Here is a 25,228-nt window from a genome sequence, read left to right as displayed (position 1 = left end):
TCGACGACCCCCGAGACCCAGCTCACTTCCGCCATGAGGCGCATTCCACGGTGGTGGCTCATTCCAGGCGTGTTGGTGCTTGTCATTGCCGGACTCGCCGCCGCTTACTGGGCCGGCATTTCCGCTGCGGAGGGCGCCGGGGCACCGCGGGCGACCCAGCAAACGGTGCCTGTATCCGCCACAGTGGAAAGGCGCGCCGTCGTACAACAGGTCATCTTGTCGGGCAAGGTGGTCGCTGGCGCGCAGTCAGCCATCAAGGCAACCGCCGCCGGCGGTATTGCCCGCCTGGTGGTGACATCGACTGCCATGTCCCCTGGCGATGACCTCGCCCCGGGGCAGCTCGTGGCCGTCGTCTCCGGCCGCCCACTCCTCGTCCTGCCCTCCGCCGTCCCGCTCTACAGGGACATATCCGCAGGTCAGTCCGGGCCCGACGTCAAAGGACTTCAAGAGGCGCTCACCAACCTCGGATTCCCTGCGGCAGGCACCGGTACTTTCGACGCCGGAACGCAGCTGGCACTGTCCAACTGGTACAAGGCGGCCGGCTCAAAAGCGCCGCAAGCGACGTCCGCCGACAATCAAGGCACCGATGCCAAAGCATCGGATGTCATCTTTCGCTGGCAGGAGTTTGTTCAGATTCCCGGCGATGCCGGAAAGATCGCAAATATTGCCCAACCGGGAACTGTCCTCGGCGAGGACGGCATCGTTGCCAACGTGACCATTGCCCCGGATACGATCGTCGCGCGTGCCGACGTGCTGCAGGCGGAGTCGTTCCCCATGGGAGCTCCTGTGACAGTCCGGGCCGGATCGGCAACCCTGGACACCAAGGTTTCTGGAATAAGTGCCTTCATCGCGGGCGGTACAGACAGCAGCGACATCCCAGGGAAGGACATAACGCTGCCACTGACAGCCGGGACTGTGGGGTTTACGGCCGGACAGACCCTGACAGTCACTGCCACCAGCGCTGCTCCTGAATCCCTCGCCGTCCCGCTGATCGCCATCCGCCAGGAGCGAGGCAGCGCGTTCGTTGAGGTTGAGGCCGGCTCCGATGTCCGGCGCGTGGATGTCACGGTCACGGGCCAAGCCGACGGTTGGGCTGCCCTCGCTGACATCGCGTCCATTGCCCCCGGCGATCACGTTCGCCTCCCATGACGGTGGAGGAATCACTACGGGGCGGGCCGGAATCCCTAAACGACGGGCTGGAATCCCTAAATATCGGGCCGAACCGTCTGCCAGCCCTCCTTAGCCTGCGTGGCATCTCCCGTTCCTTCTCGGGAACGGAGGCACTCAGAAGCATCGAACTGGATATCCATGCCGGGGAATTCGTGGCGATCGTGGGACTATCAGGCTCCGGCAAGTCGACGCTGCTGAACATCCTCGGTCTGTTGGATACGGCGACGAACGGCACCTACCAGCTTCGCGGCGCTGATACCGCAGGCTTTACTGAGGGCCAACGCGCCGAAAGCCGGGCCCGCACCTTTGGCTTTGTCTTTCAGGACTCCCATGTGGTGGGACGCGACTCCACAGCACGCAACGCCGCCCTGGGTCTCCGAGCCCGGGGGATCCAGCCGGCGCTTCAGAAATCGCTGGTGTGGCCGCAACTCCAACGGTTTGGCCTCAGCCACCGGGTGGGCACTCCGGCGGCGATGCTCTCCGGGGGCGAACGGCAAAGGCTCGCCATAGCCCGCGCCGTCGTCGGCGCCCCGGACGTTATCCTCGCTGACGAACCTACCGGAAGCCTCGACACAGCCAATGGCGCCATCGTGCTGCAGCACCTACGCGAGCTCCACGACGGAGGAACCACAGTTGTCATGGTCACCCATGACCCTGGGATTGCCGCCTCCGCAGACAGAATCATCACCATGCGTGACGGCCAGGTGATCAGCGACACGGGCGCAGCGATCCATCGAGCAGTGAGCGTGGAGGCGGCGGAACCCCCACCCGTCCCCGCCCTAAAACGCCAGCGCAAAAGTGAGTTCACCGACCTCGTTGCCGAGGCACTCGCCGCACTTACCGGACGACCCGGGAAGGCACTCCTGTTGATACTGGCGTTTCTCATTGGCAGCGGTGGCTTGGTGGCGGCCATTGGCCTTAGTGAGAGTGCCGCCGTTAAAGTTGCGGACCGCATCGACGACGCCGCGAGCGATGAAGTCAGGGCAAACCGCGACGGCGGATACCCCTCCTGGGACGCGGTCCGGTCCGACCTCAAACGAGCAGAGCAGCTCAAGGGAGTCCAAGGGGGCGGTATTGTCGCCGACCTCTCGGCTTCGGTTGTACTCCCGTCGACCTTCCGCCCGGGCACTTTTTCCGACCAACCCGTCTTTGGTGGGGCAGTCAGAGTGGCAGACTCCGGGTATCTGGCCGTTCAAGGCGCCAAGGTTTCGTTCGGCGACCCGGCCCTGCTCGATCAATCCTTTGGTGGTCCCGTGGCCTTCGTAGGTCGGGGAGCAGCGCAGGACCTGGGCATCGGGACACCAGGCCCCGGCGCCGTCGTCTGGCTTTTTGGGCAACCCGTCCCGGTGGTGGGCCTCATAACGGACCCGGGTCGCGATCCTATCCTGGCAGAAGCCGTGGTGGTAGGCGTGGGGTCCTATTCCGTCACTGACAGGATGGCAGCCAGCCTGGTTTTGCGGACGGATCCCGGAATGCCCGCAGCAGTCGCAGAGGCTCTCCCCAAGGCGCTGAACCCCGTCCAAACGGGCACTATCAAGGTTCAGACCGTGGCGGACCTGCGCGAACTAAAGCAAGGTATCGACTCGGATCTCGGGCGTCTGGTCGCCGTCGTCTCTGTGGTCCTGCTGGCCATCGCATGCCTCAGCGCCGGCACCACGATGTACCTGGGAGTAACCGCACGCTTCAATGAGATCGCCTTGCGGCGGGCACTGGGCATGCGGCGCTGGCCCCTGGGCTGCATGTTTCTTTTGGAAGGGGCCATCGTCGGGGCCGTCGGGGGAGCAGCGGGAGGCTCTATCGGCATGGGAGCGGTCCTTGCCTACGCAGCGGGTGAGGGATGGGTTCCCGCCATTCCCTGGTTTGCCGCACTCTGGGGAATCTGCGCGGGCACCCTGAGCGGCACGATCGCTGCCGCTTACCCTGCCATCGTTGCCTCCAAGGCCGACCCGGCCCAGTTGATTCGCGGCTAGCCCACCTGCCAGCATGCGGCGAACCGGACTGTGCCTACTCGACCGGACTGTGCTTACCCGACGGACTGTGCCTGGCGACATCCGCCGCATTGGTGGCTGCGCTCATGAGCAGCGCTGCGCCCAACATATGCGCGCCCACCAGAAGCGCCGGAATACCGTTGTAGTACTGGGTGAAGCCGATCGCTGCCTGGAGCAAGGTCACGCCAAGCAGGAGGAAGGCGGCGGTACGGAATGGACCGGCGATCCTGCGGCGGACCACCAGGAACACGGCGAGCAGGGTTCCCGCAGTAATGAGGTAGGCGGGGACTGCATGAATGTGGGAAAAGAGATCCCAATCGAGGTCGTTCCTCGGAGCATCGGCATCCCCGGCATGCGGTCCGGCGCCCGTAACTACGACTCCGAGCATTACCGAGAGCGCTGAGAACACGGCAACTGCCATCATCACCGGACGCGTCATCGAAGGAAGGGCCGGCAAAACCCTGTTCATGAAACGCCCGCTCCGCCCATAGGCCCTGTTGACAAGAAGGGTCGCAAGGACCACCAATGCCATGGACACCAGGAAATGCAGGCCAACAACCCAGGGGTTGAGGTTGGACAGGACCGTGATTCCGCCAATAATTGCCTGGGCCGGGATGCTGGCAAGAAGACCGAGTGCCAGCAGGAAGAGGTCACGGCGCTGTTTGCGGAGGTTCCACAAATAGACCAACATCAACGCGGCGACGGCCGCGAGGGCGAACGTCAGAAGGCGGTTGCCGAATTCGATGAAGCCGTGGATACCCATTTCAGGAGTATTGACCAACGAATCGCTGGTGCAGCGTGGCCAGGTAGGGCAGCCCAGGCCTGACGCCGTGAGCCGCACAGCCCCGCCTGTGACCACCAGGATGGTCTGCCCGATCAGGGACAGCAACGCCAGGCGGCGCACGGCAGCGTTGACTTCGGTGGGCATTTTGGACGTCCATTGCTGGATGGTTTTCGGAAGGCGCGATGCCGTGCTCACAGTTTTCTCACTTCTTGGTTCTGCTCGGTTTTGCTTAGTTCCACTTGAACCAGCGGATGGCTGCGGCGCCGGCCAGTACGGTCCACAGCAGGAGAATCAGGACGGCAGGCAGGGGAGCCGCGCCGAGGAGGAAGGTATCCCGCAAACCCTGCCCCAGCGCCCCGGAAGGCAGGAAGTGCACGATGCCCTGGAGCGCCGCCGGCAACCGGTCCGCCGGTACAACGATGCCACCCATCGCACCCAGGAGGATCCAGAGCAGGTTGGTGATTGCAAGGGTTGCCTCGGGCCGCACAGTGCCGGCAACCAACAAGCCAAGTGCGGTGAAGGCCGCGGCGCCCAGGATCAACAGGCCAAGCCCTGGAAGCCAGGCTTCCGGCCGTGGTTGCCATCCGAGGAAGCCTGCCACGGCTCCCACCACCAGGACCTGCAGGAACAGCACCACCAGCACGGCAAGGTTTTTCCCGGCAATGAGCCCTCCCCGGCCCAGCGGGGTGGTGGACAGGAAACGCAGGACGCCGTAGCGGCGATCGAATCCCGTGGCGATGCCCTGTCCCGTAAAAGCCGTGGACATGGCGCAAAGAGCCAGGATGCCGGGTGTCGCCGTATCAACACGCGAGGACCCCAGGCCATCCAGCAGGGGAGTGACAACCAGGCCCACCAGCGCCATCAGCGGCAGGACGATGGCAAGTATGAGTTGTTCGCCATTGCGCAGCATCGTGATGGTTTCGTACCGACCCTGCTGCAGGATACGGCGGGGCAGGGAGGACGGCCCTGCGTTGGGAGTGAGAAGACCGCTCATCGGAGGTCCCTTCCGGAGATATCGAGGAACACGTCTTCCAGGCTGCGCGCTTCCAATCGCAATGAGGCCGGCATGATGTTCCGTTCTGCCCACCAGGTAGTGAGTTTGGCCAGGTCCGTCGGCGTGATTGCGCCGGTAATGGCGTAGCTCCCGGAGCGGGACTCGGTGACGTGGAGTCCAGCACCCACGACGCCCGTGAAATCAAGTCCGGCAGGTGCATCAAAGTAAAGTGTCCGGTCCGAGGCTGTGGCGTCCGCGGAATGATCATGGCTAAGGAGCTCGGCCACGGTCCCTTCCGCCACGTTGTGACCGCCGTCGATGATGTAGACGTAGTCTGCCAGCCGCTCGGCGTCATCCATCAGGTGGGTGGTGAGTACGATCCCCATTCCCGCGTCCCTGAGCTCAGCGATGAGTTCGAACACCATTTGACGCGACTGGGGATCGAGTCCGGCGCTGGGTTCGTCCAGGAACAGGATCTCCGGGTTTCCAACCAAAGCCGCCGCCAACGCCAACCGCTGCTTCTGGCCTCCTGAAAGACGGCGCACTCCGGTCCTGCTGAACTGGTCGATCCCCAGTCGCTCCACCAGGGAGTCGACGTCCATGGGGTTCTTGTACATGCCGGCTACGTGCCGCAGCAGCGGGATGGGACGGGCCGACGGCGGCAGGCCGCCGTCCTGGAGCATCACACCTACCCGGGAACGCAAGTCCGCCCCTGCAGTATCCGGATCCGCTCCCAACAGGGAGATTGTGCCGCCCGTGCGCTTCTGCAGGCCCTGGGCGCATTCCAGGGTAGTGGTCTTGCCGGCGCCGTTGGCACCCAGGAGGGCGGTAACCTGCCCACGCTCAGCCACCAGGGACAGTCCGCTGACCACCCGTAGCATTTTGCCGTCGAGGGAGGCCAGGGGGCCTACATCCTTGATGAGTCTGTCTATGGTGAGGACAGGAGATTCGGGTGATCGCACCAGAGTATTCTACGTGAAGTAGTACGGTCACACTTGGCGGGGAACAAAGGTCAGTCTTGCCTTACTGGATGCATGAAACAAATTACGACATGATTGTGTTGTGTATTCCATGAGCAGTCCAGTATCCATGCCACCTAAACGGCATGCTGCAGCGGCAGAGGCCCTTGTGGCCTCGCCCGCGCTGCCGGACGCCGATGACCGCACCCGCGACCGTGTCTTGAGCGCCGTACTTGAAAATGGTCCGGTCAGCGCCGCGGAACTGGGTGATCTCCTCGGATTTACCCCTGCCGCCGTCCGCCGGCACCTGGACCATCTGGAACGCAGTGGCATCATCGAGGTCAAACGGGTCGCCAAGGCCGGTTCCGGCGCAGGTCGTCCTGCACGCCGCTACGTCCTCAGTTCCCAGGGGCAGTCCAAGCTTGGCGACGATTACCTGAATATTGCCAGTTCCGCCTTGAGGCGACTTCAGGAACTGGCAGGTGAAGACGCCGTTCGTGAGTACGCGGAAGAGCGTTTTGCGGATATGGAACGCCGCTACGCACCGGAAGTCCAGGCTGCAGGGGACGACATCACTGCCAGGGCCATGGCTCTGTCGAAGGCCCTGAGCCGGGATGGCTTTGTTGCCTCAGCCCATTCAATCGAGGCCAAGGCACCGCTTCCTGCAGCGCTATCCAGTGTGCAACTGTGCCAGGGGCACTGCCCGATTCAACGCCTCGCTGCGGAATTCCCCGTTTTCTGCGATACCGAAACCAAGGTCTTCTCGCGATTGGTGGGCGTTGACGTCCGGCGTCTGTCCACTCTCGCGCAGGGCGGACATGTTTGCACCACCCATATACCTACCGGGCGTTTGGCTGCCACGGTGCCCCCAGGCGCCGAAGTGCAGTCCGAAAGCCCGTATCAGGAATCAACCAATCATCAAGAAAGGCCGTGATGACGGACCAAATAGCAGAGAAAGCGGTAGCCGACGGCACTGTGATCTCGGAGATTCTGGAGAAGAATCCCGAACTGCACGGTATCGGAAACTACGAGTACGGCTGGGCCGACAAGAACGACGTAGGCGCCAACGCCCGTCGTGGCCTCAACGAGGAGGTCGTCCGCGACATCTCCTCGAAGAAGAACGAGCCCGAATGGATGCTCGATCTGCGCCTGAAAGGCCTGAAGTACTTCGACCGTAAGCCCATGCCTACGTGGGGTGCGGACCTCTCGGGCATTGACTTCGACAACATCAAGTACTTCGTGCGTTCCACCGAAAAGCAGGCGGCAACCTGGGAAGACCTCCCCGAGGACATCCGCAACACCTACGAAAAACTGGGTATTCCGGAAGCTGAGCGCAGCCGCCTCGTCTCGGGCGTCGCTGCCCAGTATGAGTCCGAGGTTGTCTACCACCAGATCCGCGAGGACCTGGAAGCCCAGGGCGTCATCTTCCTTGACACCGACACCGCCCTGCGGGAGCACCCGGAGATTTTCCAGGAGTACTTCGGCACCATCATCCCCGTGGGCGACAACAAGTTCGCGTCGCTGAACACGGCTGTCTGGTCCGGCGGATCGTTCGTGTATGTGCCCAAGGGTGTGCACGTGGATATCCCGCTGCAGGCCTACTTCCGTATCAACACGGAGAACATGGGCCAGTTTGAGCGCACGCTGATCATCGCCGATGAGGACTCCTACGTCCACTACATCGAAGGCTGCACGGCTCCGATCTACACCTCGGACTCCTTGCACTCCGCCGTCGTGGAGATCGTGGTGAAGAAGGGCGCCCGCGTCCGCTACACCACCATCCAGAACTGGTCCAACAACGTGTACAACCTGGTCACCAAGCGCGCCATCTGCGAAGAAGGCGCCACCATGGAATGGGTCGATGGCAACATCGGTTCCAAGGTGACCATGAAGTACCCGGCTGTCTACCTCGTAGGCGAGCACGCCAAGGGCGAGACCCTGTCGATCGCCTTCGCAGGAGAGGGCCAGCACCAGGACACCGGCTCCAAGATGGTCCACATCGCACCGAACACCAAGAGTTCGATCATTTCCAAGTCCGTCGCCCGCGGTGGCGGCCGCGCTGCCTACCGCGGCTTGGTCCAGGTCCGCGAAGGTGCCAAGCACTCGGCCAACACGGTCCGCTGTGACGCGCTGCTGGTGGACACCATTTCCCGCTCGGATACGTACCCGTACATCGACATCCGCGAGGACGACGTCGTGCTGGGCCACGAGGCAACCGTCTCCCGTGTCAGCGAGGAACAGCTCTTCTACCTGATGTCCCGCGGCATGCCGGAGGACGAGGCCATGGCCATGATCGTGCGCGGCTTTATTGAGCCGATCGCCCGGGAACTGCCCATGGAATACGCCCTTGAGCTGAACCGCTTGATTGAACTTCAGATGGAAGGATCCGTCGGTTAATAATGACTGATATCACTACTGAAAAGGCCCGCATCGGCGCGCCTTCAGCACAGCCCTTTATCGACGGCTTCACGGAGGAAGGCGAGAACCTCTCGCCCATCAACGCTGACGGCTCGACGGCGGCACAGCCTTCTGCGGGCCCGCTTGCCGGCGCTTCGGCCAAGAGCCACTCCCACGGTGGCGGGGTCGGTGTCCCGGACAGCTCCCGCGCGGGCCGCCTGACCTCCTACACGCTTGAGGATTTCAAGGCGCTGACCGGACTCGAAGAAGACTGGCGGTTCACACCGCTTCGTCGCCTCCGTGGCCTCCACTCCGAAGCCCTCACCGGCGCGGCACCGGCTGTCACGGTTTCGGCACCGGCTGGGGTCTCTGTAGAGACCGTTGGTCGTGACGACCACCGCATCGGTTCCGCCGGCATTCCGGAGGACCGTGTCTCGGCGAACGCGTGGGCCAACTTCAAGGAAGCCACGGTCATCACGCTTCCGTCGGAGGTTTCGCTCGAGTCGGAAATCACCGTCACGCTCACGGGCGCCGGGAGCGACGCCGCCGCGCAGCACATCGTTGTCGTGGCGGAGAAGTTCTCCAAGGGTGTCCTGGTTCTCGGTCACGAAGGTTCCGCCGTTGTATCCGAGAATGTGGAAATCATTCTTGAGGACGGCGCGGAGCTGACAGTCGTGTCCTTGCAGGAGTGGAACGACGACTCCGTCCACGCTTCTTCCCAGCAGGCGAAGATCGGCCGCGACGCCAAGTTCAAGCACATCGTGGTCAGCCTGGGAGGCGACCTCGTCCGGGTCACGCCGACTGCACGCTTTGCTGCTCCCGGCGGCGAAGTTGAACTCTTCGGCCTGTACTTCGCCGACGCCGGCCAGCACCTCGAGCACCGCACGTTCGTTGACCACGGTCAGCCGAACTGCGTTTCCAACGTGCTGTACAAGGGTGCCTTGCAGGGCAAAGGCGCACACACCGTATGGGTGGGCGACGTCCTTATCCAGAAGAACGCCGAAGGAACCGACAGCTACGAGAAGAACCAGAACCTGGTGCTTACCGATGGCTGCCGTGCCGACTCGGTACCGAACCTGGAAATCGAGACGGGCCTCATTGCCGGGGCCGGCCACGCCAGCGCCACCGGCCGTTTCGATGACGAGCACCTGTTCTACCTCATGGCACGCGGTATTCCGGAAGATGTTGCCCGCAGGCTCGTTGTCCGTGGCTTCCTCAACGAGATCATCCAGAAGATCAACGTACCGGCCATCGAAGACCGCCTGACGGACGCAGTTGAGCACGAGCTCGCCGCAACCGACAACTAACGTCGACCACCAACCAAGACAGGCAGTCCGGACAATCATGAGTGAACAAACCAAGGGCGAACTGGTGTGCAACGCCAATGACATCCAGGTCAAGCAGGCCCTGCGGGTCCTCATCGATGACTACCCCGTAGCGATCGTCAGGGATTCCATGGGCGAGATCCACGCCATCGGTGATACCTGCTCGCACGCGGACATTTCATTGTCCGAAGGCGAAGTTGAAGGCTGCGCGATCGAATGCTGGGGCCACGGTTCCCAGTTCGATCTCCGCAGCGGTCAACCCCTCCAGCTGCCCGCCTACGATCCCGTACCTGTTTTTGCCGTCACCATCGATGGCGACGACGTGTACGTGGACGTGACCAATGTTGTGAACGGTGCTTCGGTAGAGAACTACTGAACGCCCAGTACCGCCAGACTTACGAACGAAAAGAAAGAAGAGCATGTCTACTCTTGAGATCAAGGACCTGCACGTCAGCATTGAGACGGAGCAGGGCACCAAGGAGATCCTGAAGGGCGTCAGCCTTACCATCAAGACCGGTGAAACCCACGCCATCATGGGCCCCAACGGCTCGGGCAAGTCCACCCTTGCCTCCACGATCGCCGGTCACCCGCGTTACACCGTCACCAGCGGCAGCATCACCCTGGACGGCGAAAACGTCCTGGACATGAGCGTTGACGAGCGTGCCCGCGCCGGCCTCTTCCTGGCCATGCAGTACCCGGTGGAGGTCCCCGGTGTCACCATGACCAACTTCCTTCGCACCGCAAAGACCGCGATCGACGGCGAAGCACCTGCACTGCGTACCTGGACCAAGGACGTCAAGGCTGCCATGCAGCAGCTGCGCATTGACGCCGACTTCGCCCAGCGCAACGTCAACGAAGGCTTCTCCGGCGGCGAGAAGAAGCGTGTCGAGATCCTCCAGCTGGAACTCTTCAAGCCCAAGTTCGCCATCCTCGACGAGACCGACTCTGGCCTTGACGTAGATGCACTGAAGGTGGTCTCCGAGGGCGTGAACCGCGCGCAGGACGCCGGCAACCTGGGAACACTGCTCATCACGCACTACACCCGCATCCTGCGCTACATCAAGCCGGAATTCGTCCACGTGTTCGTGGACGGAAAGGTTGTTGAAGAGGGCGGCCCTGAGCTGGCCGACCGCCTTGAAGAAGAGGGCTACGACCGCTACGCCCCAGGCGCCGGCGTTGCCGTTGCTCCTGCTGTGCAGGCCTAGTTAGGATCATTCCATGACCGAAATCAACGCCGCGCGCACCAGCCTCGAGGACGTCGAGGAAGCGCTCAAGGACGTCATTGACCCGGAGCTCGGAGTCAACGTGGTGGACCTTGGCCTCCTTTACGGCCTCAAGTACTCGGACGAGGACGGCGCCCTACTGATCGACATGACACTGACGACGGCGGCCTGCCCGCTGACTGACGTGCTCGAGGAGCAGGTGGGCAAGTCCCTCGACGGAGTGGTAGACGATTGGCGCCTGAACTGGGTATGGATGCCGCCGTGGGGTCCGGAGCGGATCACCGACGACGGCAAGGACCAGATGCGGGCTCTCGGCTTCAACATCTGATCAAGTATTAAGCCCGCGGTTTGCGGGCATGAAGAAGGGTTCCGGGCATATACCCGGAACCCTTCTTTCGTTTGAAGCAGACGTTACGGGGTGGCCACCCCGAAGGTATCGCACTTGTTGATGTCGCCGGTGGTGTACCCCTGGTAGAACCACTTTTGCCGCTGTTGGCTCGAACCGTGCGTCCAGGACTCGGGGGACACACGTCCCGTGGCGGCTTTCTGAATACGGTCATCGCCGACGGCGGACGCAGCCGAAAGTGCGTCCTGCAGGTCCTGCTCGGTCAGGGGATCGAGGAACGGCTTGCCACTGCTGTCGGTTTGCGTCGTGGCGTGGCGTACCCACAACCCCGCGTAGCAATCAGCTTGCAGTTCTACCCGCACCCCGCCCGACTGGGGTCCTTGTGGATCCTGCTGGGCTCGGTCGAGGTTGCCCAGGATGTTTTGGATGTGGTGGCCGAATTCATGGGCCACCACGTACTCCTGGGCGAGTGGGCCACCCGATGAGCCAAACCGTGTCACCAGTTCATCGAAGAATCCGGGGTCGAAGTAGGCTTTGACGTCGGCCGGGCAGTAGAACGGACCCACCGCCGTTGTGGCCGGGCCACAACCGGTGTTGGTGCCCTGTTCGAAGATGACGGTCCCTGGACGGGAGTACTTCACGTTGTACTGGGCGAGGTAGTCGGGCCAAAAGGCATTGAGGCTGTTGACCGTGCCGGTGATGCGGCAATCGAGGCGTTTGTCCGCGTCGGCGCCGGTTTGGCACTCCTGCACACCTCCAGCGCCGCTTCCACTGTCCACGGCGGGCGGAGCACCGCCACCGCCGCTCAGGTCGCCGAGAATGTTGGGGTTGATACCGAAGAGGGCGAGCAGCAGCACCACAATGCCACCTCCGATGCCACCACCGATCTTGGTACCCCTGCCCATACCACTGCCACGTCGGTCCTCTACTTGGGACGGGTCAAGCTGTGCGCCATCGTTGAAACTCATACAGTCAGAATAGACGTCACTTTTGCCGTCGGAGGCCGGACACTGCCGTAAAATAGGCTGGATGCCTTTCCTGGACAAACTTCACATCTGGGCTGATGAGCGCCCTCACGACACCGCCGTCGTCGTGGGCAGCAGCCGGATCACCTGGGCGGGACTCCGTGACGCCGCGGCAGGGCTGGTGCGTGCTTCTGGTCCAACCACGGTGCTGGCCGAGCCCAACTCTGTCGGCTTCGTCGAGCGTTACGCCGCCGCCGTGGCGGGAGAACGTCGCTGCGCTGTCCTTGACCCGTTATGGCCCGGTCCAATGATTGAGGAAGTTGCATCACGGATTGTCGAGTCCAAGGCGGCCGTTGACGGCACTCTCGTGGACGGGGATCCTTCGAGTACTTTCCTGGTGGGCCTGACCTCGGGCACCACGTCTGTTCCCAAGGCCTTCACGCGCTCCCGGCGTTCCTGGCAGGTGTCTTTCGAGGCTTCCATCGAGTTCTTCGGACTGACGCAGGAGGACCACACCTTGGCCCCGGGGCCTCTTTCCGCCAGCCTTAACCTCTATGCCCTCTCAGAGTGCCTTTATGCCGGTGCTGCGTTCCACACTCTTGAATCGTTCGACGTGGGCGACGCTCACGCGGCCATCAGCCATGACGGCATCACCCGTCTGGTCCTGGCACCGACCATGCTGCGGTTGCTGAGCGAACGGGGCCTCGCCGGCGATGTCGATGCCTCAGGCATCCGCAGCATCATCTGCGCAGGATCAAAGCTGGACGCCCGGACCTTGGAAGCAGCCCGGCGGTGGGCGCCGCATGCGGCTATTTATGAGTACTACGGCGCCTCGGAGCTGAGTTTCGTCTCAGGGACCCGACTCGCCGCAGGCGAGCCCCTCGATGCCGGTGGCACAGGCATCGGAAGCCCGTTCCCCGGGGTCGAGCTGAGTATTCTCGACGACTCAGGCAAGCCGTTGCCCGAAGGCGTTCACGGCAATATCAGCGTGCGCAGCGGAATGGTCAGCAACGGTTATCTGTGGGGCGACGACGGACAGGCATTGCGTTGCCTCAATGGTTGGTACACCGTAGGGGACCAGGGCTACTTGCATGGGGGAGTCCTCCACATCCTGGGCCGGCGTTCGGACATGATCGTCACCTCAGGGAAGAACGTCTACCCCCACGAGGTGGAACTGGCCATGGCTTCGGTTCCAGGCATCGAAGTTGCGGTCGCCGCCGGCGCGCCTGACGATATCCGTGGCCAAAAGGTGATTGCCGGCGTCGTGCCTGCCTATGGTGCCGTAACGGCCACGCAACTGCGCACGGGGCTGGACGGCCTGCTGGCCCGGGACAAGTGGCCGCTGCAGTTCTACCTGCTGTCCGAACTGCCGATGACGGACCGTGGCAAGGTCAGCCGGAAGGTGCTGCTGGATTGGATCAAGAATCATGATCACAGGGCTCAGCTCCTTGGTTAGCACCAAGCCCTCGGCTGGATCCCAGCAGGAAATTGATCCATCCCGGCAAGCGGTCATCATCGCGGCCCTTCGGTCTCCCATATGCCGTGCCAAGGGACAACTCAAGCACCTGCGCGCCACGGATCTCCTGGCGCCAGTGCTCGGCTCCTTGCTCGAGTCCACTGGAGTGCAGCCCGCTGAGGTGGACGATGTCATCATCGGCAACGCCGTGGGCGGCGGCGGGAACCTCGCCAGATATGCCGCCCTCCAGGCCGGCCTGCCCGTCACGGTGCCGGGACTCACCGTGGACCGCCAGTGCGGCTCAGGCCTGGACGCCATTGCCCTCGCCGCGAGGTTGGTGGCTGCAGGCGGTGATCCCCTGTTCCTGGCAGGCGGCGTCGAAAGCATCAGTACCGCGCCTGCCAGGGCCAACAGGAACCTCGACGGCGGCCTGGACTTCTACACCCGGGCCACCTTCGTGCCGCCGCAGTTCGGAGACCCGGACATGGGTGTCGCAGCGGAGAGTGTCGCCGCGAAGTTCGGAGTGACCCGGGAACGGCAGGATCAGTATGCCCTCCGCAGCCACCGCCGTGCCGTGGCTGCCGCAGCTGGGGGCAAATACGCCGATGAGATCGTCCCGCTGATGGGCTCCGAGGAGCTTGTTGTTGCCGACGACGGCCCCAAACCCTCGCTGGGTCCCTCCCTGATGGCCCGGTTCCCGGCTGCGTTCGTACCCGGCGGAACAGTCACCGCTGCCAACTCGTGCTTCGACGCTGACGCCGCATCCGCCGTCATTGTCACGTCGCTGCAGCGGGCCCGCAGCATCGGTGCGCCCGATGGCTTGTTGGTGCTGGGCAGCGACACCGCCGGCGTTGATCCGGAGCTCTTGGGAATCGGTGCTGCCCACGCCGCGAAACGGTTGCTTGCCCGGAACGGCGTGAATCCAGGCTCCCTTGACCTCATCGAATTCAATGAGGCCTTCGCATCCCAAACTGTCGCCTGCCTGGAGTACCTCGGTATTGACCCGGCCCGGGCCAACCTGGAGGGAGGTGCGCTGGCGTTGGGGCACGGTTACGGTGCCTCGGGCGCGGTCCTGGTGACCCGGTTGCTGGCCCAAGCAAGGAACCGGTATGCCGGGACGGGATCTGCCGCACTGGGCCTGGCGATGATCAGTATCGCCGGAGGAATGGGGACCGCAAGCCTGCTGCGGTATTCAAGGCTCTAGTTCTTTGACGCCCTAGTTCTTCGAGGCTGGTTCGTCTGCTTCGCCAAGTCCCCGTGCGGCCAAGGCGTCACCGGTTTGCCGGGCGTAGGCCACGGTGGTGATGAAGACCGGCAGGACCAAGGCCCTCGGGTTCCGCTCAAGGCCCCGGGCACGCGCGGCATCCCGCACGTCCGCGAAGGCGCCGGCAATGAACGGGATGCTCCTGAGCATCACCGCGATGGTGAGCGCGAAGCGCTCGGGATCGGCACCGAACCTGCGGAAGGGTCGTGAAACGGACACCACACCATCCAACAGTTCCTGCACCGGCGTTGTGGCCGTCAGCACCGAGGCAGCCACGACGCAGACCAGCACATTGAGCACGATGCGGGCCGCGGTGGGCCCACCAAGCTGCCACCACTGGAACAAGCCGATGACCAGCAGGATCGGGGCCACCATCCGGATGGAACCGGCGAGCCGCCTGAACCCGGCGCCGCTGAGCAGGAAAAGCCCCGACACGACAACCAGGACGAGCACGGAAACCGCCCAGTCCACTATGAGGAAGGAGGCCGTTCCGCAGGCAGCCACCACCAGGAATTTCAGCCACAGGGGAGTGCGGTGGATCAGGGAGTTGCCCGGAACGTAATTGGCGATCAGGAAGCCGTGCCCCCTCACTTGGGCGCCCCTTCCAGCGGCAGTCCGCCCAGGGCCGCCGCGCACAGCGCGCGGTAATGGGCGACGCCCTCGGCCGCACCGCCGTCGAACACTATGCGACCCGCCTCCACCACCAGGACCCGGTCCATCTCCAGGACCAGGTCGAGGTCATGTGTGGACATGATGACTTGTTGGTCCAGGCCGGCAATCGTCCGGCGCAAGAGTTCGCGGTTGCGCAGATCAAGCAGGGTTGACGGTTCGTCGAGGACCAGGACACCAGGATTGACGGCCAGCACCGCGGCCAAAGCCAGCAATTGGCGCTCTCCGCCGGATAGCTCATAGATGCTCTGGTCAGCGAGGTGGAGGAGGCCAAAGCGGTCAAGGACCGCCTCAGCACGGGCGGCACGCTCCTTGGGGTCCCTGACCGATCGGCGCAGCGATAGCTCAACGTCCTCCCGCCCCGTCGGCATGACCAGTTGGGACAGGGGATCGGTGAAGACGAAGCCCACGTTCGCCCGGACACGGCGGACATCCGAATCTGTGCTGTGGCCATGCACCACCACGCTTCCATCAGTGGGAGCCACCAGGCCGTTCAGCAGCCGGAGGAAAGTGGACTTACCGGAACCGTTGGCACCGATCACGCCGATCCGCCGCTCCGTGAGCTCCAGTGAGAGGTCCTGCAGGAGTGTTTTGTATGTGTCGCTGGCGTCCACGGCTACGCGCACCGAGACTCCGCTGAAAGTGATGGTGTTCATGCTTTTTACTTGACCCGACGTACCAGGACATCCGGGAAAGCCTTGTGAATGGCCAAGGCAATGATCACCGCCAGGACATTCTTCAGCGTATCGCCGGGAAGGAACGGAAGATCAGCGAGGAGCGCCTTGCCGAAGTCCAGTTTGGCGTTGGCCATCATGCCGAGGATGCCCAGGCCATGGACAATCACGATGCTGCTGACCATGGTGGCGGCAAAGAGCCAGAGCCCCCGGTGCTTCACGGTCCTGCGGATCACCAAACCGGCCAGGAAGCCGGTGGCTGCCGCCGCAAGGGGGAAAGCGATGATGTACCCGGCGGAAGGGCTTGCGAGGATACCCAGGCCGCTGCGGCCTCCACTGAAGATGGGCAGGCCTGCCAGTCCCAGGAGGACATACAGTCCGACGGCGGCAAAGCCGCGGCCCGCGCCAAGAACCAGTCCGCTGAGCATCACCGTCAGGGTCACCAGGGTGATAGGCACGCCCAAGGCCCCTACAGGTATGCCGGGAACGATCGAGGACGCCGCCACCAGGGCCGCGAAAACGGCGATGAGGCCAAGGTCGGTCGCGTTCCAGCGCTTGCGTGAGGTGGTGGGCCGCTGCACAGCGGCATTCGCATTGGCAGAGGCAGTGGCATTGGCAGCGGCAGCAGCAGAGTCGGTCTTGCTCATGACAGGTCCTAACGGAGTCAGACGGGTGCGATGAAAGTGCTTGTTCCCCCTGGTTTCGAGAATACGGTTACGGAGCCAGGTGGATTTTGGAGCCTCCCTACAAGGGGGCCCTGAATTCTTTGAGCGTAGGCACAGTTTCCGTTGCTGGAGGAGGATGTCGCCGGGCGCCCGGGGTGCCGGTAGACTTGAACAGGCTGTTCTCACGGCCAGCTCCCGCCGCATCTATTCGACCACCGGTCCCGCAGGCGTTCCCCATTGAAAGGCATCACCCGAATTGATTACCGTCCAGGACCTTGAACTCCGCGCCGGCGCCCGCCTGCTCATGGACCAGGTTAACTTCCGGGTGGACAAAGGGGACAAGATCGGGCTCGTCGGACGCAACGGTGCCGGCAAGACAACCCTCACCCGTGTCCTCGCCGGCGAAGGCCTTCCTGCCGGCGGCAAAGTGACCCGCAGCGGCGAGATCGGTTACCTGCCGCAGGATCCGCGGACCCCGGACATGGAGCAACTGGCGCGCGACCGAATCCTCTCGGCACGCGGGCTGGACGTTGTTGTGGGGAAGCTCAAGAAGGCGCACGAGGACATGGCCAGTGATGACCCGGCCGTCCAGCGCAAGGCCATGGGACGGTATGACCGGCTCGAAGCTGAGTTCCTGGCAGGTGGCGGCTATGCTGCCGAGGCCGAGGCCGCTGCGATCTCCTCCAACCTGGCCCTGCCTGACCGCCTGCTGAACCAACCTCTGAAGACCCTCTCCGGTGGCCAGCGCCGCCGCGTGGAGTTGGCCCGTATCCTCTACTCGGACGCTGAGACGCTGCTCCTTGACGAACCCACCAACCACCTTGATGCCGACTCCATCACTTGGTTGCGGGACTTCCTGAAGAACCACCAGGGTGGCCTGATCGTGATCAGCCACGACACGGAGCTGCTCGAAGCCACGGTCAACAAGGTGTATCTGCTCGATGCCAACCGTGCCCAGATCGACTACTACAACATGGATTGGAAGCGCTACCTGCTCCAGCGGGAAACGGACGAGCGCGCCCGCAAGCGCGAACGTGCCAACGCTGAGAAGAAGGCCCAGGTCCTGATCGACCAGGCCAACAAGATGCGCGCCAAAGCTACCAAGGCCGTGGCCGCCCAGAACATGGCCAAGCGTGCAGAACGATTGCTGAGCGGTCTGGAAGCTGTCCGTGAGAATGATCGCGTGGCAGCATTGCGCTTCCCCGATCCCTCGCCCTGCGGCAAGACGCCCCTCACTGCGGAAGGCCTCAGCAAGTCCTACGGCTCGCTGGAAATCTTCACCGATGTGGACCTCGCCATCGACCGCGGCTCCAAAGTGGTCATCCTGGGCCTCAACGGTGCCGGCAAGACCACCCTGCTGCGCATGCTGGCCGGAGTGGACAAGCCTGACACGGGGGACATCATCCCGGGTCACGGCCTCAAAGTGGGCTACTACGCCCAGGAACACGAAACCCTGGACCACGACCGTACCGTGCTGGAAAACATGAGGTCCTCGGCACCGGACATGAAGGACGCCGAAGTCCGGGGCATCCTGGGCTCATTCCTGTTTTCCGGTGACGACGTCGACAAGCCCGCGGGCGTGCTTTCCGGTGGTGAGAAAACCCGTCTGGCACTTGCCACGATCGTGGCATCCAGCGCCAACGTGCTGCTCCTTGACGAGCCCACCAACAACCTCGACCCCGCCAGCCGCGCGGAAATCCTCGGTGCGCTCAAGAACTACACCGGCGCCGTCGTCATGGTCAGCCACGATGAAGGTGCCGTCTCAGCCCTGAACCCGGAACGTGTTGTACTGCTTCCGGACGGTGTCGAGGACCACTGGAACGAGGACTACCTGGACCTCATCACCCTGGCCTAGCGGACCTTCAACGGTTCCGCTCCTGTAATGCGTGCCAATTCGTTGTAGGTGATGGAGAACATTGAGTTGTGGTCCCCGGCCCCTGCCCAGAGGAGCTCATGTTCTTTGAGCGTGGCGTCCAGGATGGTCCTGATGGGCTTGGGATGGCCCAGCGGTGCGACGCCTCCCACTTCCTGACCGGTGTGTTCCAGGACGAATTCAGGCTTGGCGCGGCGGATCTTTCCGGTCCCCAATAATTTGGCCACCAGTGTTGTATCTACTCGCGCGGCTCCGCTGGCAAGGATCAGCAGCGGGCCGCCGTCGAGCTCGAAGATGAGGCTGTTAGTGATCGCGGCGACGTCGCATCCCAATACAGAAGCGGCGGCTGCCGCTGTGGGCACTTTCGTCTCGAATACCCGAACGGTGTCTTCGGCTCCTGAAGCGGTCAGGGCGGACTTTACGTTCAGGACGGCATCCGGAATGGTCTCAGTAGCCTTGGGCATCCAGGATCGCGTCTTCCTCTTCTTCCGACGTCGGACGTTTGTTCTTGCGGGGAGCCGGTGCACGGCGTTTCGTGCTCCCACCGGCAGCCATGATGATCTCATCGTCATCGTCTTCGGCATCGATGGCCGCATTCCGAGCCTGCTGGCGTGCCGCGTAGCCGAACCCGATGAACATCAGGACCCCAAAAGCGAACCACTGCAGGGAATACGAGAGGTGCGTACCCTCTTCAGTGGCCGGTTTGGGAAAGGGCGTGGGCATGGGCTGGACTGCGGGATCCTCGCTGGCCAACTGCCCGTAGGCGCCCGTGGCTATGGGGTAGGGAAGTTCAGTGGCAAAGCTGGCCAGATCGATGGAGGCAAGCTGTCCATCCACTGCCCCGCGGTCCAACTTTGGCTCGGCCGGCTTCAGGCGGGCAATAACGGTGACCTCGCCTGTGGGAGGTGCCGGGACGACGTCGGGACGGCCCGGTGTGTTGTTTCCGATCGGGAGCCAGCCGCGGTCAATCACCACCGCTTGGCCGGTAGTCAGGCGGAAAGGCACCACGACGTCGTAACCTGGCTGGCCGTTCAGCGGACGGTTGCGGACGACGCGCTGCCCGTTGATGTCGTACGTACCCCGCAGCTGGACCTGCGTCCATTCCCGTTCAGGATCCAAGGCGTCGAATTGGTCCTTGATCTCAGCGAACGGAACAGGGGTGGCCGAGTAGTTGGTGACCACGCGGTTGATCTCGGCAAGCGTCTCTGCCCTCCGGTCCATTTGCCAACGGCCGAGGAACACGCAGGCAGTAGCGAAGATCACGGCCAAAACAAAGTACCCCAGCCATTTGCTGGAGAAGAGGAACCGGTACATTCAGTGAGCCTCGTTCGCTGTTGAATCGCCCGCGAAAGGCACAGTCTCTTTCCAGAGTCCGCGGGTCTGCAAGTATTCTTCAAGCCATTCCCGGTGGTCGCTGCAGGAAAGCCATACCTTGCGCCGCTCCGGCGTGTGGATGCGCGGGTTGTTCCACAACAGCTGCCACTGGGCATCCAGGCGGCAGCCCTTTCGGGAGCACATGGCCGCGCCGGTGGCACGGTCCGACTCCCGGCCGGCCAGTCCTGCGCCGCCAAGGTTAAAGATATTCATGAAGCCGCCCGTTCGTCGCCGGAGTTTCCGGCCTCTGGTGCATGGTCCGTTGTGGGTCCCGCTTCTGCGCCGGCCGGGGAGTCGTCCACCAGCTCGCCCTGAAGCACCGTGGGAGCGTCACTGTTCTGGTCGTCAACGTCCTGGTCATTACCAGGCACGTCGGAACGTCCAATCTCCTGGACTGCGACGTAGTCCAGAAGCGATTCGCTGTGGTCCTCGGCTTTGTCGTTGCCGTTGGCGATGACAACGGCGATCCATGGAAGGAAGACCGCGCCTGCAATGGCGATGATCTTGAACCATCCGTCAACGACGAAAATCAGGATGATGCACACCATGCGGATGCCCATGGCAACGGCGTACTTGATCATCCGTTCGCGCATGTCCTCGGAGTGCGCAGCAGCGGCGTCGGTGATGCTGTGGACTTCGGGGTCGCTGGAGACCGCGTCCGGTTCCCCGGGCACTTGCTGCAGGGGACTGTTCTCTCGTGTCACAGCTGAATCATCACGCTCCAAAGGCCTCTTTCAATTCTCTCACCAAGGCCGTACCCGCCCAAACCGCACAGCTCGCGGTTTAGCCACGGTTGCTGCAGGCGGCGGATAAGATCGAGACAGGAAAATCCCTCTTCACAGCGGCATTCGATGACCGCAGAACCTGGAGCAAAGTATGTCTGAAGCAGTATCCACCGGTCGCAGCGTCCTGATCACTGGCGGCAACCGCGGCATCGGCCTGGCCATCGCGGAATCATTTCTTGCCAACGGCGACAAGGTGGCTGTTACCTACCGCAGTGAAACAGAGCTGCCTGAGGGAATCCTGGGCGTGAAGGCCGATGTCACGGATGAGGCGTCGATCGACGCCGCGTTCAAGGTTGTTGAAGAGGCCCACGGACCCGTGGAGGTACTGGTGGCCAACGCAGGCATCACCAAGGACACTCTCCTGTTGCGGATGAGCGAAGACGACTTCACCTCGGTGCTCGATACCAACCTGACGGGAGCCTTCCGGGTCATCAAGCGCGCCTCCAAGGGCATGATCCGGCTCCGCAAGGGCCGTGTGGTCCTTATCTCCTCCGTATCCGGCCTTTACGGTGCGCCCGGCCAGATCAACTACTCCGCCTCCAAGGCCGGGATGGTTGGCATCGCACGATCCTTGACCCGCGAGCTGGGGAGCCGCGGCATCACCGCCAACGTGGTGGCGCCCGGTTTCATCAACACGGATATGACCGCCGAGCTGCCGGAAGAAACGCAGAAGTCCTATCTTGCCAACGTCCCTGCCGGCCGGTTCGCGGAGGCATCGGAAGTGGCCGACGTGGTGCGCTGGGTAGCCAGCGATGAGGCCGCCTACATCTCGGGCGCAGTGATTCCCGTCGATGGCGGCCTCGGAATGGGCCACTGACCCACTAGCCTCAACGGTAGTTTTTGTCCGGGGCCGACAAGGGATTTCGTGGTTGCCGCTGGCATGATGGAATCCGAGCCCACGGAATTTGGATGAACTGAACAAAAGGAGCACGTATGGGAACGCTGGATAACAAGACCGCCATCGTCACGGGGTCTTCCCGCGGCATCGGCGCTGAAGTTGCCAAGATCCTTGCTGGCGAGGGTGCCGCCGTCGTCGTCAATTACCGCCAGAAGGCGCCACGCGCCAATAAGGTGGTGGCCGAAATCCAGGCCGCCGGCGGGCGCGCTGCAGCGGTTGGCGCTGACCTCACCACCGACGAAGGCGTGCACGCCCTGGCCAGCACTGCCATGGAGCAGTTCGGTTCCCTTGATGTCCTGGTGCTTAATGCCTCAGGCGGCATGGAATCCGGCATGGAGGAGGGCTACGCGCTGAAGCTGAACCGCGATGCCCAGATCAACATGCTCAATGCCGCAGTCCCGCTCATGCCGGAGGGTTCACGGGTTGTATTTGTGACAAGCCACCAGGCACACTTCGTGGAGACCGTTCCCACCATGCCTGAGTACGAGCCCGTGGCCAAGAGCAAGCGCGCAGGGGAAGATGCCCTTCGTGCGCTGCTGCCCAGCCTTGCAGAAAAGGGAATCTCGCTGGTGGTCGTTTCCGGCGACATGATCGAGGGAACCGTCACTGCAACCCTTCTTGACCGGTCCAACCCCGGTGCGATCGAGGCCCGCCGCGCTGAAGCAGGCAAGTTGTACTCTGTCGAAGAATTCGCGGCCGAGGTTGCCAGGATGGTTACCGCTGACGTTGAATCAGGCCACACGGAGTACGTCGGTGGCGCCGATTACTTCAGCAAGAGCGCCGAGTAGGGCGCTGTGTCATTTGCTGTGGCCCGGGACTTTGTCCCGGGCCACAGCTGTTTAACCCCCACATGATGACAATTTGATAAATAATCCAAATTTTCGCGTCACGATTTCCCAGTTGTTGTTTTAGCCGCCACTTTTGCCTTTTAGCATTCCATCTGATTAACTCGGCACAGTATCCAGATCCCTCATTGCACGGCAATGTATTCGGATGCCTTGCGCTTTGGCCTTTGTAGTGGTCAACGCATGAATGTGAACTAGGAGCTTCTTTGGACCTGCTATTGCGTGCCGATGGTATTCACGCGTCATATGATCAGCGCCGCATCCTCAAAGGCGTTGACATCTCATTGCACCGCGGCGAGATTCTTGGACTGATCGGCACCAACGGTGCGGGGAAGAGCACCCTGATGGATGTTCTATCCGGCTCCCTCAGGCACGATTCCGGATTGATTACCTTGGCCGGCGAGAAATACGGACCGGAGTCCCGCGATGAAGCCCAGGCCTGCGGTGTGGGAATCATTCCGCAGAACTTCCGGCTCGATCCCGCGATGACCGTCGCTGAGGCCATCTACCGGGGCACGTTTCAGGCCGGCAGGCCCCATGGGCATCTGCGTGGACCCGCCCAAAAACTCATCAACGACGTCGCAATGGACCTTGACCCGGACGCCACGGTCGGCACACTGATCCGTGCCGAGCAAACACTGGTGGAAGTGTTGAGGATGGTCGCTGAGGAAGCGCAGCTGGTGATCATGGACGAGGTAGCAGCGTCCCTTCCCGATCACGACGTCGCGGCCCTGCACAAGGTCCTGAGGATGCTGGTGAACCAGGGGAGGGCGATCATCTACATCACCCACCGTCTCGATGAAGTCCGCTCCATCGCCCATCGCATCGCCGTGTTGCGAGACGGCCAAGTCCACAGGATCCTGGAAGCCAGCCAGACGGACGCGGAAGAATTGGCCTTCATGCTTCTGCAGCAACAGCCGGCAGCCAGCAGCAGGCCCGCAGAGCCAGCAGACAATGACGAGGCACTGCGGGTGGTAAACCTCACCGTGGACGAATCTGTTCGGGACGTGACTTTCAGCGTGGCCAGGGGTGAGATTTTTGGCCTCCTTGGAACCCATCAATCAGGCGTCTACCACTTGCTTGAATCACTCGTGGGAATCAGGCCCAAGACTTCGGGACAGGTGTTCCTGCACGGGCGCCCGGTCCACATCCAAGGGCCGGAGGATGCCCTGCGGTTGAAGATCGGCTACCTCTCGGACGACGTCGGGACCGTGGATGCAGCATCCAGCATTGCGAAGGGCTTGGGCGAGAATCCGGTCGGCGCGGACCTGCAGGATGAAGTCACCGGGCTCCGTGGCGTGATCGATCTGGTGCGTCGCATGCGCATCAACACCACGAACATCCACGGCACCCTCACAACGCTGTCCGGCGGGGACCGCCAGAAGGTCTCCCTCGCCAAGTGGATGACCACAGGGTGCGACGTATTGATCCTGAGCCATCCCAGCCGGGGTATCGACATCGGCGCGAAAGATGTCGTCTACCAGATGCTCAACGAGCTCAGGCAAAGCGGCGTCGCGATCATCCTGATGTCCTCGGATCTGACTGAACTGGTCAACTGGTGCCATCGGATAGGAGTGGTTCGCGACGGCGAACTCGTCACCATCGAGGCCAACGCCAACACCAACGAGGACGTATTGGTCTACCACATGCTGGGCGGGACTACTCCACCCGGGAACAGCGCCGCCCGAAGGGTGAAGAGCTGAAACGGTCAAGGAGTAGGAGGACTTCGGCAAACAAAAAGAGACGGCCCCTGGCGAGGGGCCGTCTTTTTTGTTGCCGGAGGAATCAGATGGTAATTCCCTTTGCGATGTTGCTGAGTTTGTGGCGGGCCAACGCAAGGTTGGCATAGGTGCGGTCAAGCACCAGGTACACGAACAGGCCCTTCGAATCACCCGAGTTGAGGACGTTGATCAGGTGGTACTGCCCACCCAAGGTAATGAGGATGTCCTCGATATCACCGTCCAGACCGAGGTCTGCCATGGTTCGCAGCTTTGCGCTCACTACGTTTGAGTTTCCCGCAGCGGCAACGCCAAGGTCGAAGCCAGGGCTTCCCCCTTGTGCCAGGGCCATGCCGCTGGAATAGTCGACGACGGCCGCACCCGTGGCGCCTTCAATGGCGAGCAGTTGCTTTATGGCTTCATTAAGCGTGATCATGTTGCGTTCTTCCTGTTCAGTGATGTCATCCATGGAATACGGGGAATGGGCGCCGGAAAAGAGTTCAGGAAAGGTATTGAGGCCCTCATCCTTTGAATACCCGGGCGAATCCCCGGGATCATTTGGTTCGCGCGACTTCCACCATTTCCATGTGCGTTGCGAACGGTTCACTTGCAGCCCCTGCGCTTCCCTTATCCTTGGCCACCGCCCACCTCGCGGTACCTCCAACAGAATATGCGCATCAGGTAATTAAAAACCAAGATGTTTCGGAATTTTCTGGTTTATTCCGAACAGGAGCAATAGCTGGTAACGATTAAATAAATTGACCAAATTTCTGCGTCACGAAATCGCATCAGCTGTCTCTTACGGAGCTGGCATGTCGCGGGCCAACACTCGACAGGGGGACAGGACCCTCGGTTT

General features: G+C 62.5%; 26 protein-coding genes. 14 read left to right on the top strand and 12 right to left on the bottom strand.

Going from position 1 to position 25,228, the window contains the following annotated elements:
* The first annotated feature begins 33 nt into the window (after nt 1–33).
* Together AB0N72_RS02575 and AB0N72_RS02570 are read left to right on the top strand one after the other, a co-directional pair.
* A complete protein-coding gene (locus AB0N72_RS02575; protein WP_363931947.1) occupies nt 34–1,149 on the top strand; it encodes a hypothetical protein in 1,116 nt (371 codons plus the stop codon).
* Nucleotides 1,146–3,140: an ATP-binding cassette domain-containing protein gene (locus AB0N72_RS02570; RefSeq protein ID WP_363931948.1), complete on the top strand. Its 1,995-nt coding sequence runs from the start codon at nt 1,146–1,148 to the stop codon at nt 3,138–3,140. The genes AB0N72_RS02575 and AB0N72_RS02570 overlap by 4 nt, the downstream gene beginning before the upstream one ends.
* Before the next feature lie 34 nt (nt 3,141–3,174).
* Here the strand turns inward: AB0N72_RS02570 and AB0N72_RS02565 are convergent, their stop codons facing one another.
* Genes AB0N72_RS02565 through AB0N72_RS02555 form a run of 3 tightly spaced genes read right to left on the bottom strand, consistent with a single transcriptional unit; the run spans nt 3,175 to nt 5,898 of the window.
* Nucleotides 3,175–4,137: a COX15/CtaA family protein gene (locus AB0N72_RS02565; RefSeq protein WP_363931950.1), complete on the bottom strand. Its 963-nt coding sequence runs from the start codon at nt 4,135–4,137 to the stop codon at nt 3,175–3,177.
* A gap of 34 nt (nt 4,138–4,171) precedes the next feature.
* Complete coding sequence (locus AB0N72_RS02560) at nt 4,172–4,936, bottom strand: ABC transporter permease (RefSeq protein WP_363931951.1); 765 nt, start codon at nt 4,934–4,936, stop codon at nt 4,172–4,174.
* Entirely contained in the window at nt 4,933–5,898 is a 966-nt protein-coding gene (locus AB0N72_RS02555) for an ABC transporter ATP-binding protein (RefSeq protein ID WP_363931953.1), read from the bottom strand. The genes AB0N72_RS02560 and AB0N72_RS02555 overlap by 4 nt, the downstream gene beginning before the upstream one ends.
* A 109-nt stretch (nt 5,899–6,007) precedes the next feature.
* On the opposite strand from AB0N72_RS02555, the gene AB0N72_RS02550 reads away from it, so the two are divergent.
* Genes AB0N72_RS02550 through AB0N72_RS02525 form a run of 6 tightly spaced genes read left to right on the top strand, consistent with a single transcriptional unit; the run spans nt 6,008 to nt 11,168 of the window.
* Nucleotides 6,008–6,829, top strand: coding sequence for a helix-turn-helix domain-containing protein (locus AB0N72_RS02550; protein ID WP_363931955.1), 822 nt, complete (start codon nt 6,008–6,010; stop codon nt 6,827–6,829).
* Nucleotides 6,829–8,292, top strand: a complete 1,464-nt coding sequence (gene sufB, locus AB0N72_RS02545; RefSeq protein ID WP_363931957.1) for a Fe-S cluster assembly protein SufB — start codon at nt 6,829–6,831, stop codon at nt 8,290–8,292. The genes AB0N72_RS02550 and sufB overlap by 1 nt, the downstream gene beginning before the upstream one ends.
* Before the next feature lie 2 nt (nt 8,293–8,294).
* Entirely contained in the window at nt 8,295–9,599 is a 1,305-nt protein-coding gene (gene sufD, locus AB0N72_RS02540) for a Fe-S cluster assembly protein SufD (protein WP_363931959.1), read from the top strand.
* 37 nt (nt 9,600–9,636) lie between these two features.
* A complete protein-coding gene (locus tag AB0N72_RS02535) occupies nt 9,637–9,993 on the top strand; it encodes a non-heme iron oxygenase ferredoxin subunit (RefSeq protein ID WP_363931960.1) in 357 nt (118 codons plus the stop codon).
* 43 nt (nt 9,994–10,036) lie between these two features.
* On the top strand, nt 10,037–10,822 hold the full coding sequence (sufC, locus tag AB0N72_RS02530) for a Fe-S cluster assembly ATPase SufC (protein WP_363931961.1): 786 nt from the start codon (nt 10,037–10,039) through the stop codon (nt 10,820–10,822).
* A 13-nt stretch (nt 10,823–10,835) separates the two neighbouring features.
* Nucleotides 10,836–11,168, top strand: coding sequence for a metal-sulfur cluster assembly factor (locus tag AB0N72_RS02525; protein ID WP_018777579.1), 333 nt, complete (start codon nt 10,836–10,838; stop codon nt 11,166–11,168).
* A gap of 83 nt (nt 11,169–11,251) precedes the next feature.
* On the opposite strand, the gene AB0N72_RS02520 is transcribed toward AB0N72_RS02525, so the two are convergent.
* Entirely contained in the window at nt 11,252–12,154 is a 903-nt protein-coding gene (locus AB0N72_RS02520; RefSeq protein WP_363931962.1) for a neutral zinc metallopeptidase, read from the bottom strand.
* 61 nt (nt 12,155–12,215) lie between these two features.
* Here AB0N72_RS02520 and AB0N72_RS02515 point away from each other — a divergent pair, with 61 nt between their 5' ends.
* Nucleotides 12,216–13,607: an AMP-binding protein gene (locus tag AB0N72_RS02515; protein WP_363931964.1), complete on the top strand. Its 1,392-nt coding sequence runs from the start codon at nt 12,216–12,218 to the stop codon at nt 13,605–13,607.
* Nucleotides 13,579–14,811 carry a thiolase family protein gene (locus AB0N72_RS02510; RefSeq protein WP_363931965.1) on the top strand — a complete coding sequence of 411 codons (1,233 nt, stop codon included), beginning with the start codon at nt 13,579–13,581 and terminating at the stop codon, nt 14,809–14,811. Before AB0N72_RS02515 ends, AB0N72_RS02510 begins: the two co-directional genes overlap by 29 nt.
* Nucleotides 14,812–14,823: 12 nt before the next feature.
* Here AB0N72_RS02510 and AB0N72_RS02505 read toward each other — a convergent pair whose 3' ends face one another.
* Genes AB0N72_RS02505 through AB0N72_RS02495 form a run of 3 tightly spaced genes read right to left on the bottom strand, consistent with a single transcriptional unit; the run spans nt 14,824 to nt 16,861 of the window.
* Complete coding sequence (locus AB0N72_RS02505; RefSeq protein ID WP_363931966.1) at nt 14,824–15,462, bottom strand: energy-coupling factor transporter transmembrane protein EcfT; 639 nt, start codon at nt 15,460–15,462, stop codon at nt 14,824–14,826.
* On the bottom strand, nt 15,459–16,196 hold the full coding sequence (locus AB0N72_RS02500; protein ID WP_363931968.1) for an ABC transporter ATP-binding protein: 738 nt from the start codon (nt 16,194–16,196) through the stop codon (nt 15,459–15,461). Before AB0N72_RS02500 ends, AB0N72_RS02505 begins: the two co-directional genes overlap by 4 nt.
* A gap of 5 nt (nt 16,197–16,201) precedes the next feature.
* Nucleotides 16,202–16,861, bottom strand: coding sequence for a biotin transporter BioY (locus AB0N72_RS02495; protein WP_363931969.1), 660 nt, complete (start codon nt 16,859–16,861; stop codon nt 16,202–16,204).
* A 274-nt stretch (nt 16,862–17,135) separates the two neighbouring features.
* Between AB0N72_RS02495 and AB0N72_RS02490 the strand changes: the two genes are divergently transcribed.
* Nucleotides 17,136–18,734 (top strand): ABC-F family ATP-binding cassette domain-containing protein, encoded by a 1,599-nt coding sequence (locus AB0N72_RS02490; protein ID WP_363931970.1) that lies wholly within the window; start codon nt 17,136–17,138, stop codon nt 18,732–18,734.
* On the opposite strand, the gene AB0N72_RS02485 is transcribed toward AB0N72_RS02490, so the two are convergent.
* The 4 genes from AB0N72_RS02485 to AB0N72_RS02470 are packed head-to-tail and all read right to left on the bottom strand — an operon-like array spanning nt 18,731 to nt 20,851.
* Nucleotides 18,731–19,216: a YbaK/EbsC family protein gene (locus tag AB0N72_RS02485; protein ID WP_363931972.1), complete on the bottom strand. Its 486-nt coding sequence runs from the start codon at nt 19,214–19,216 to the stop codon at nt 18,731–18,733. The two genes, AB0N72_RS02490 and AB0N72_RS02485, sit on opposite strands and share 4 nt — an antisense overlap.
* Nucleotides 19,200–20,066: an SURF1 family protein gene (locus AB0N72_RS02480; RefSeq protein WP_363931973.1), complete on the bottom strand. Its 867-nt coding sequence runs from the start codon at nt 20,064–20,066 to the stop codon at nt 19,200–19,202. Before AB0N72_RS02480 ends, AB0N72_RS02485 begins: the two co-directional genes overlap by 17 nt.
* Nucleotides 20,067–20,339: a hypothetical protein gene (locus AB0N72_RS02475; protein ID WP_363931975.1), complete on the bottom strand. Its 273-nt coding sequence runs from the start codon at nt 20,337–20,339 to the stop codon at nt 20,067–20,069. It abuts the gene before it with no gap.
* On the bottom strand, nt 20,336–20,851 hold the full coding sequence (locus AB0N72_RS02470) for a DUF3099 domain-containing protein (RefSeq protein WP_363931976.1): 516 nt from the start codon (nt 20,849–20,851) through the stop codon (nt 20,336–20,338). Before AB0N72_RS02470 ends, AB0N72_RS02475 begins: the two co-directional genes overlap by 4 nt.
* A gap of 151 nt (nt 20,852–21,002) precedes the next feature.
* On the opposite strand from AB0N72_RS02470, the gene AB0N72_RS02465 reads away from it, so the two are divergent.
* The 3 genes from AB0N72_RS02465 (at nt 21,003) to AB0N72_RS02455 (ending at nt 24,357) form a co-directional block, all read left to right on the top strand.
* The gene (locus AB0N72_RS02465; RefSeq protein ID WP_363931978.1) at nt 21,003–21,728 is read left to right on the top strand and encodes a beta-ketoacyl-ACP reductase; all 726 of its coding nucleotides are present in this window, start codon (nt 21,003–21,005) and stop codon (nt 21,726–21,728) included.
* A 116-nt stretch (nt 21,729–21,844) separates the two neighbouring features.
* Nucleotides 21,845–22,597 (top strand): SDR family oxidoreductase, encoded by a 753-nt coding sequence (locus AB0N72_RS02460; RefSeq protein ID WP_363931980.1) that lies wholly within the window; start codon nt 21,845–21,847, stop codon nt 22,595–22,597.
* A 263-nt stretch (nt 22,598–22,860) separates the two neighbouring features.
* Complete coding sequence (locus tag AB0N72_RS02455; RefSeq protein WP_363931982.1) at nt 22,861–24,357, top strand: sugar ABC transporter ATP-binding protein; 1,497 nt, start codon at nt 22,861–22,863, stop codon at nt 24,355–24,357.
* 82 nt (nt 24,358–24,439) lie between these two features.
* Here the strand turns inward: AB0N72_RS02455 and AB0N72_RS02450 are convergent, their stop codons facing one another.
* On the bottom strand, nt 24,440–24,979 hold the full coding sequence (locus AB0N72_RS02450) for a hypothetical protein (RefSeq protein ID WP_363931984.1): 540 nt from the start codon (nt 24,977–24,979) through the stop codon (nt 24,440–24,442).
* Nucleotides 24,980–25,228: the final 249 nt, after the last annotated feature.

Source organism: Paenarthrobacter sp. NPDC089307 (genome assembly GCF_040685055.1).
Taxonomy (GTDB): domain Bacteria; phylum Actinomycetota; class Actinomycetes; order Actinomycetales; family Micrococcaceae; genus Arthrobacter.
Note: the sequence above shows the minus strand (reverse complement) of the source record. Positions and strands in the feature narration are given on the sequence as shown.

Bases quoted from the DNA above. Each gene is read 5' to 3' on its own strand.
- AB0N72_RS02475 (WP_363931975.1), bottom strand. From the start codon at position 20,339: ATGAATATCTTTAACCTTGGCGGCGCAGGACTGGCCGGCCGGGAGTCG.
- AB0N72_RS02560 (WP_363931951.1), bottom strand. From the start codon at position 4,936: ATGAGCGGTCTTCTCACTCCCAACGCAGGGCCGTCCTCCCTGCCCCGC.
- AB0N72_RS02495 (WP_363931969.1), bottom strand. From the start codon at position 16,861: ATGAGCAAGACCGACTCTGCTGCTGCCGCTGCCAATGCCACTGCCTCT.
- sufB (WP_363931957.1), top strand. From the start codon at position 6,829: ATGACGGACCAAATAGCAGAGAAAGCGGTAGCCGACGGCACTGTGATC.
- AB0N72_RS02515 (WP_363931964.1), top strand. From the start codon at position 12,216: ATGCCTTTCCTGGACAAACTTCACATCTGGGCTGATGAGCGCCCTCAC.
- sufC (WP_363931961.1), top strand. From the start codon at position 10,037: ATGTCTACTCTTGAGATCAAGGACCTGCACGTCAGCATTGAGACGGAG.
- AB0N72_RS02570 (WP_363931948.1), top strand. From the start codon at position 1,146: ATGACGGTGGAGGAATCACTACGGGGCGGGCCGGAATCCCTAAACGAC.
- AB0N72_RS02520 (WP_363931962.1), bottom strand. From the start codon at position 12,154: ATGAGTTTCAACGATGGCGCACAGCTTGACCCGTCCCAAGTAGAGGAC.
- AB0N72_RS02575 (WP_363931947.1), top strand. From the start codon at position 34: ATGAGGCGCATTCCACGGTGGTGGCTCATTCCAGGCGTGTTGGTGCTT.
- AB0N72_RS02535 (WP_363931960.1), top strand. From the start codon at position 9,637: ATGAGTGAACAAACCAAGGGCGAACTGGTGTGCAACGCCAATGACATC.
- AB0N72_RS02500 (WP_363931968.1), bottom strand. From the start codon at position 16,196: ATGAACACCATCACTTTCAGCGGAGTCTCGGTGCGCGTAGCCGTGGAC.
- AB0N72_RS02550 (WP_363931955.1), top strand. From the start codon at position 6,008: ATGAGCAGTCCAGTATCCATGCCACCTAAACGGCATGCTGCAGCGGCA.
- AB0N72_RS02460 (WP_363931980.1), top strand. From the start codon at position 21,845: ATGGGAACGCTGGATAACAAGACCGCCATCGTCACGGGGTCTTCCCGC.
- AB0N72_RS02525 (WP_018777579.1), top strand. From the start codon at position 10,836: ATGACCGAAATCAACGCCGCGCGCACCAGCCTCGAGGACGTCGAGGAA.
- sufD (WP_363931959.1), top strand. From the start codon at position 8,295: ATGACTGATATCACTACTGAAAAGGCCCGCATCGGCGCGCCTTCAGCA.
- AB0N72_RS02510 (WP_363931965.1), top strand. From the start codon at position 13,579: ATGATCACAGGGCTCAGCTCCTTGGTTAGCACCAAGCCCTCGGCTGGA.
- AB0N72_RS02485 (WP_363931972.1), bottom strand. From the start codon at position 19,216: ATGCCCAAGGCTACTGAGACCATTCCGGATGCCGTCCTGAACGTAAAG.
- AB0N72_RS02465 (WP_363931978.1), top strand. From the start codon at position 21,003: ATGTCTGAAGCAGTATCCACCGGTCGCAGCGTCCTGATCACTGGCGGC.
- AB0N72_RS02480 (WP_363931973.1), bottom strand. From the start codon at position 20,066: ATGTACCGGTTCCTCTTCTCCAGCAAATGGCTGGGGTACTTTGTTTTG.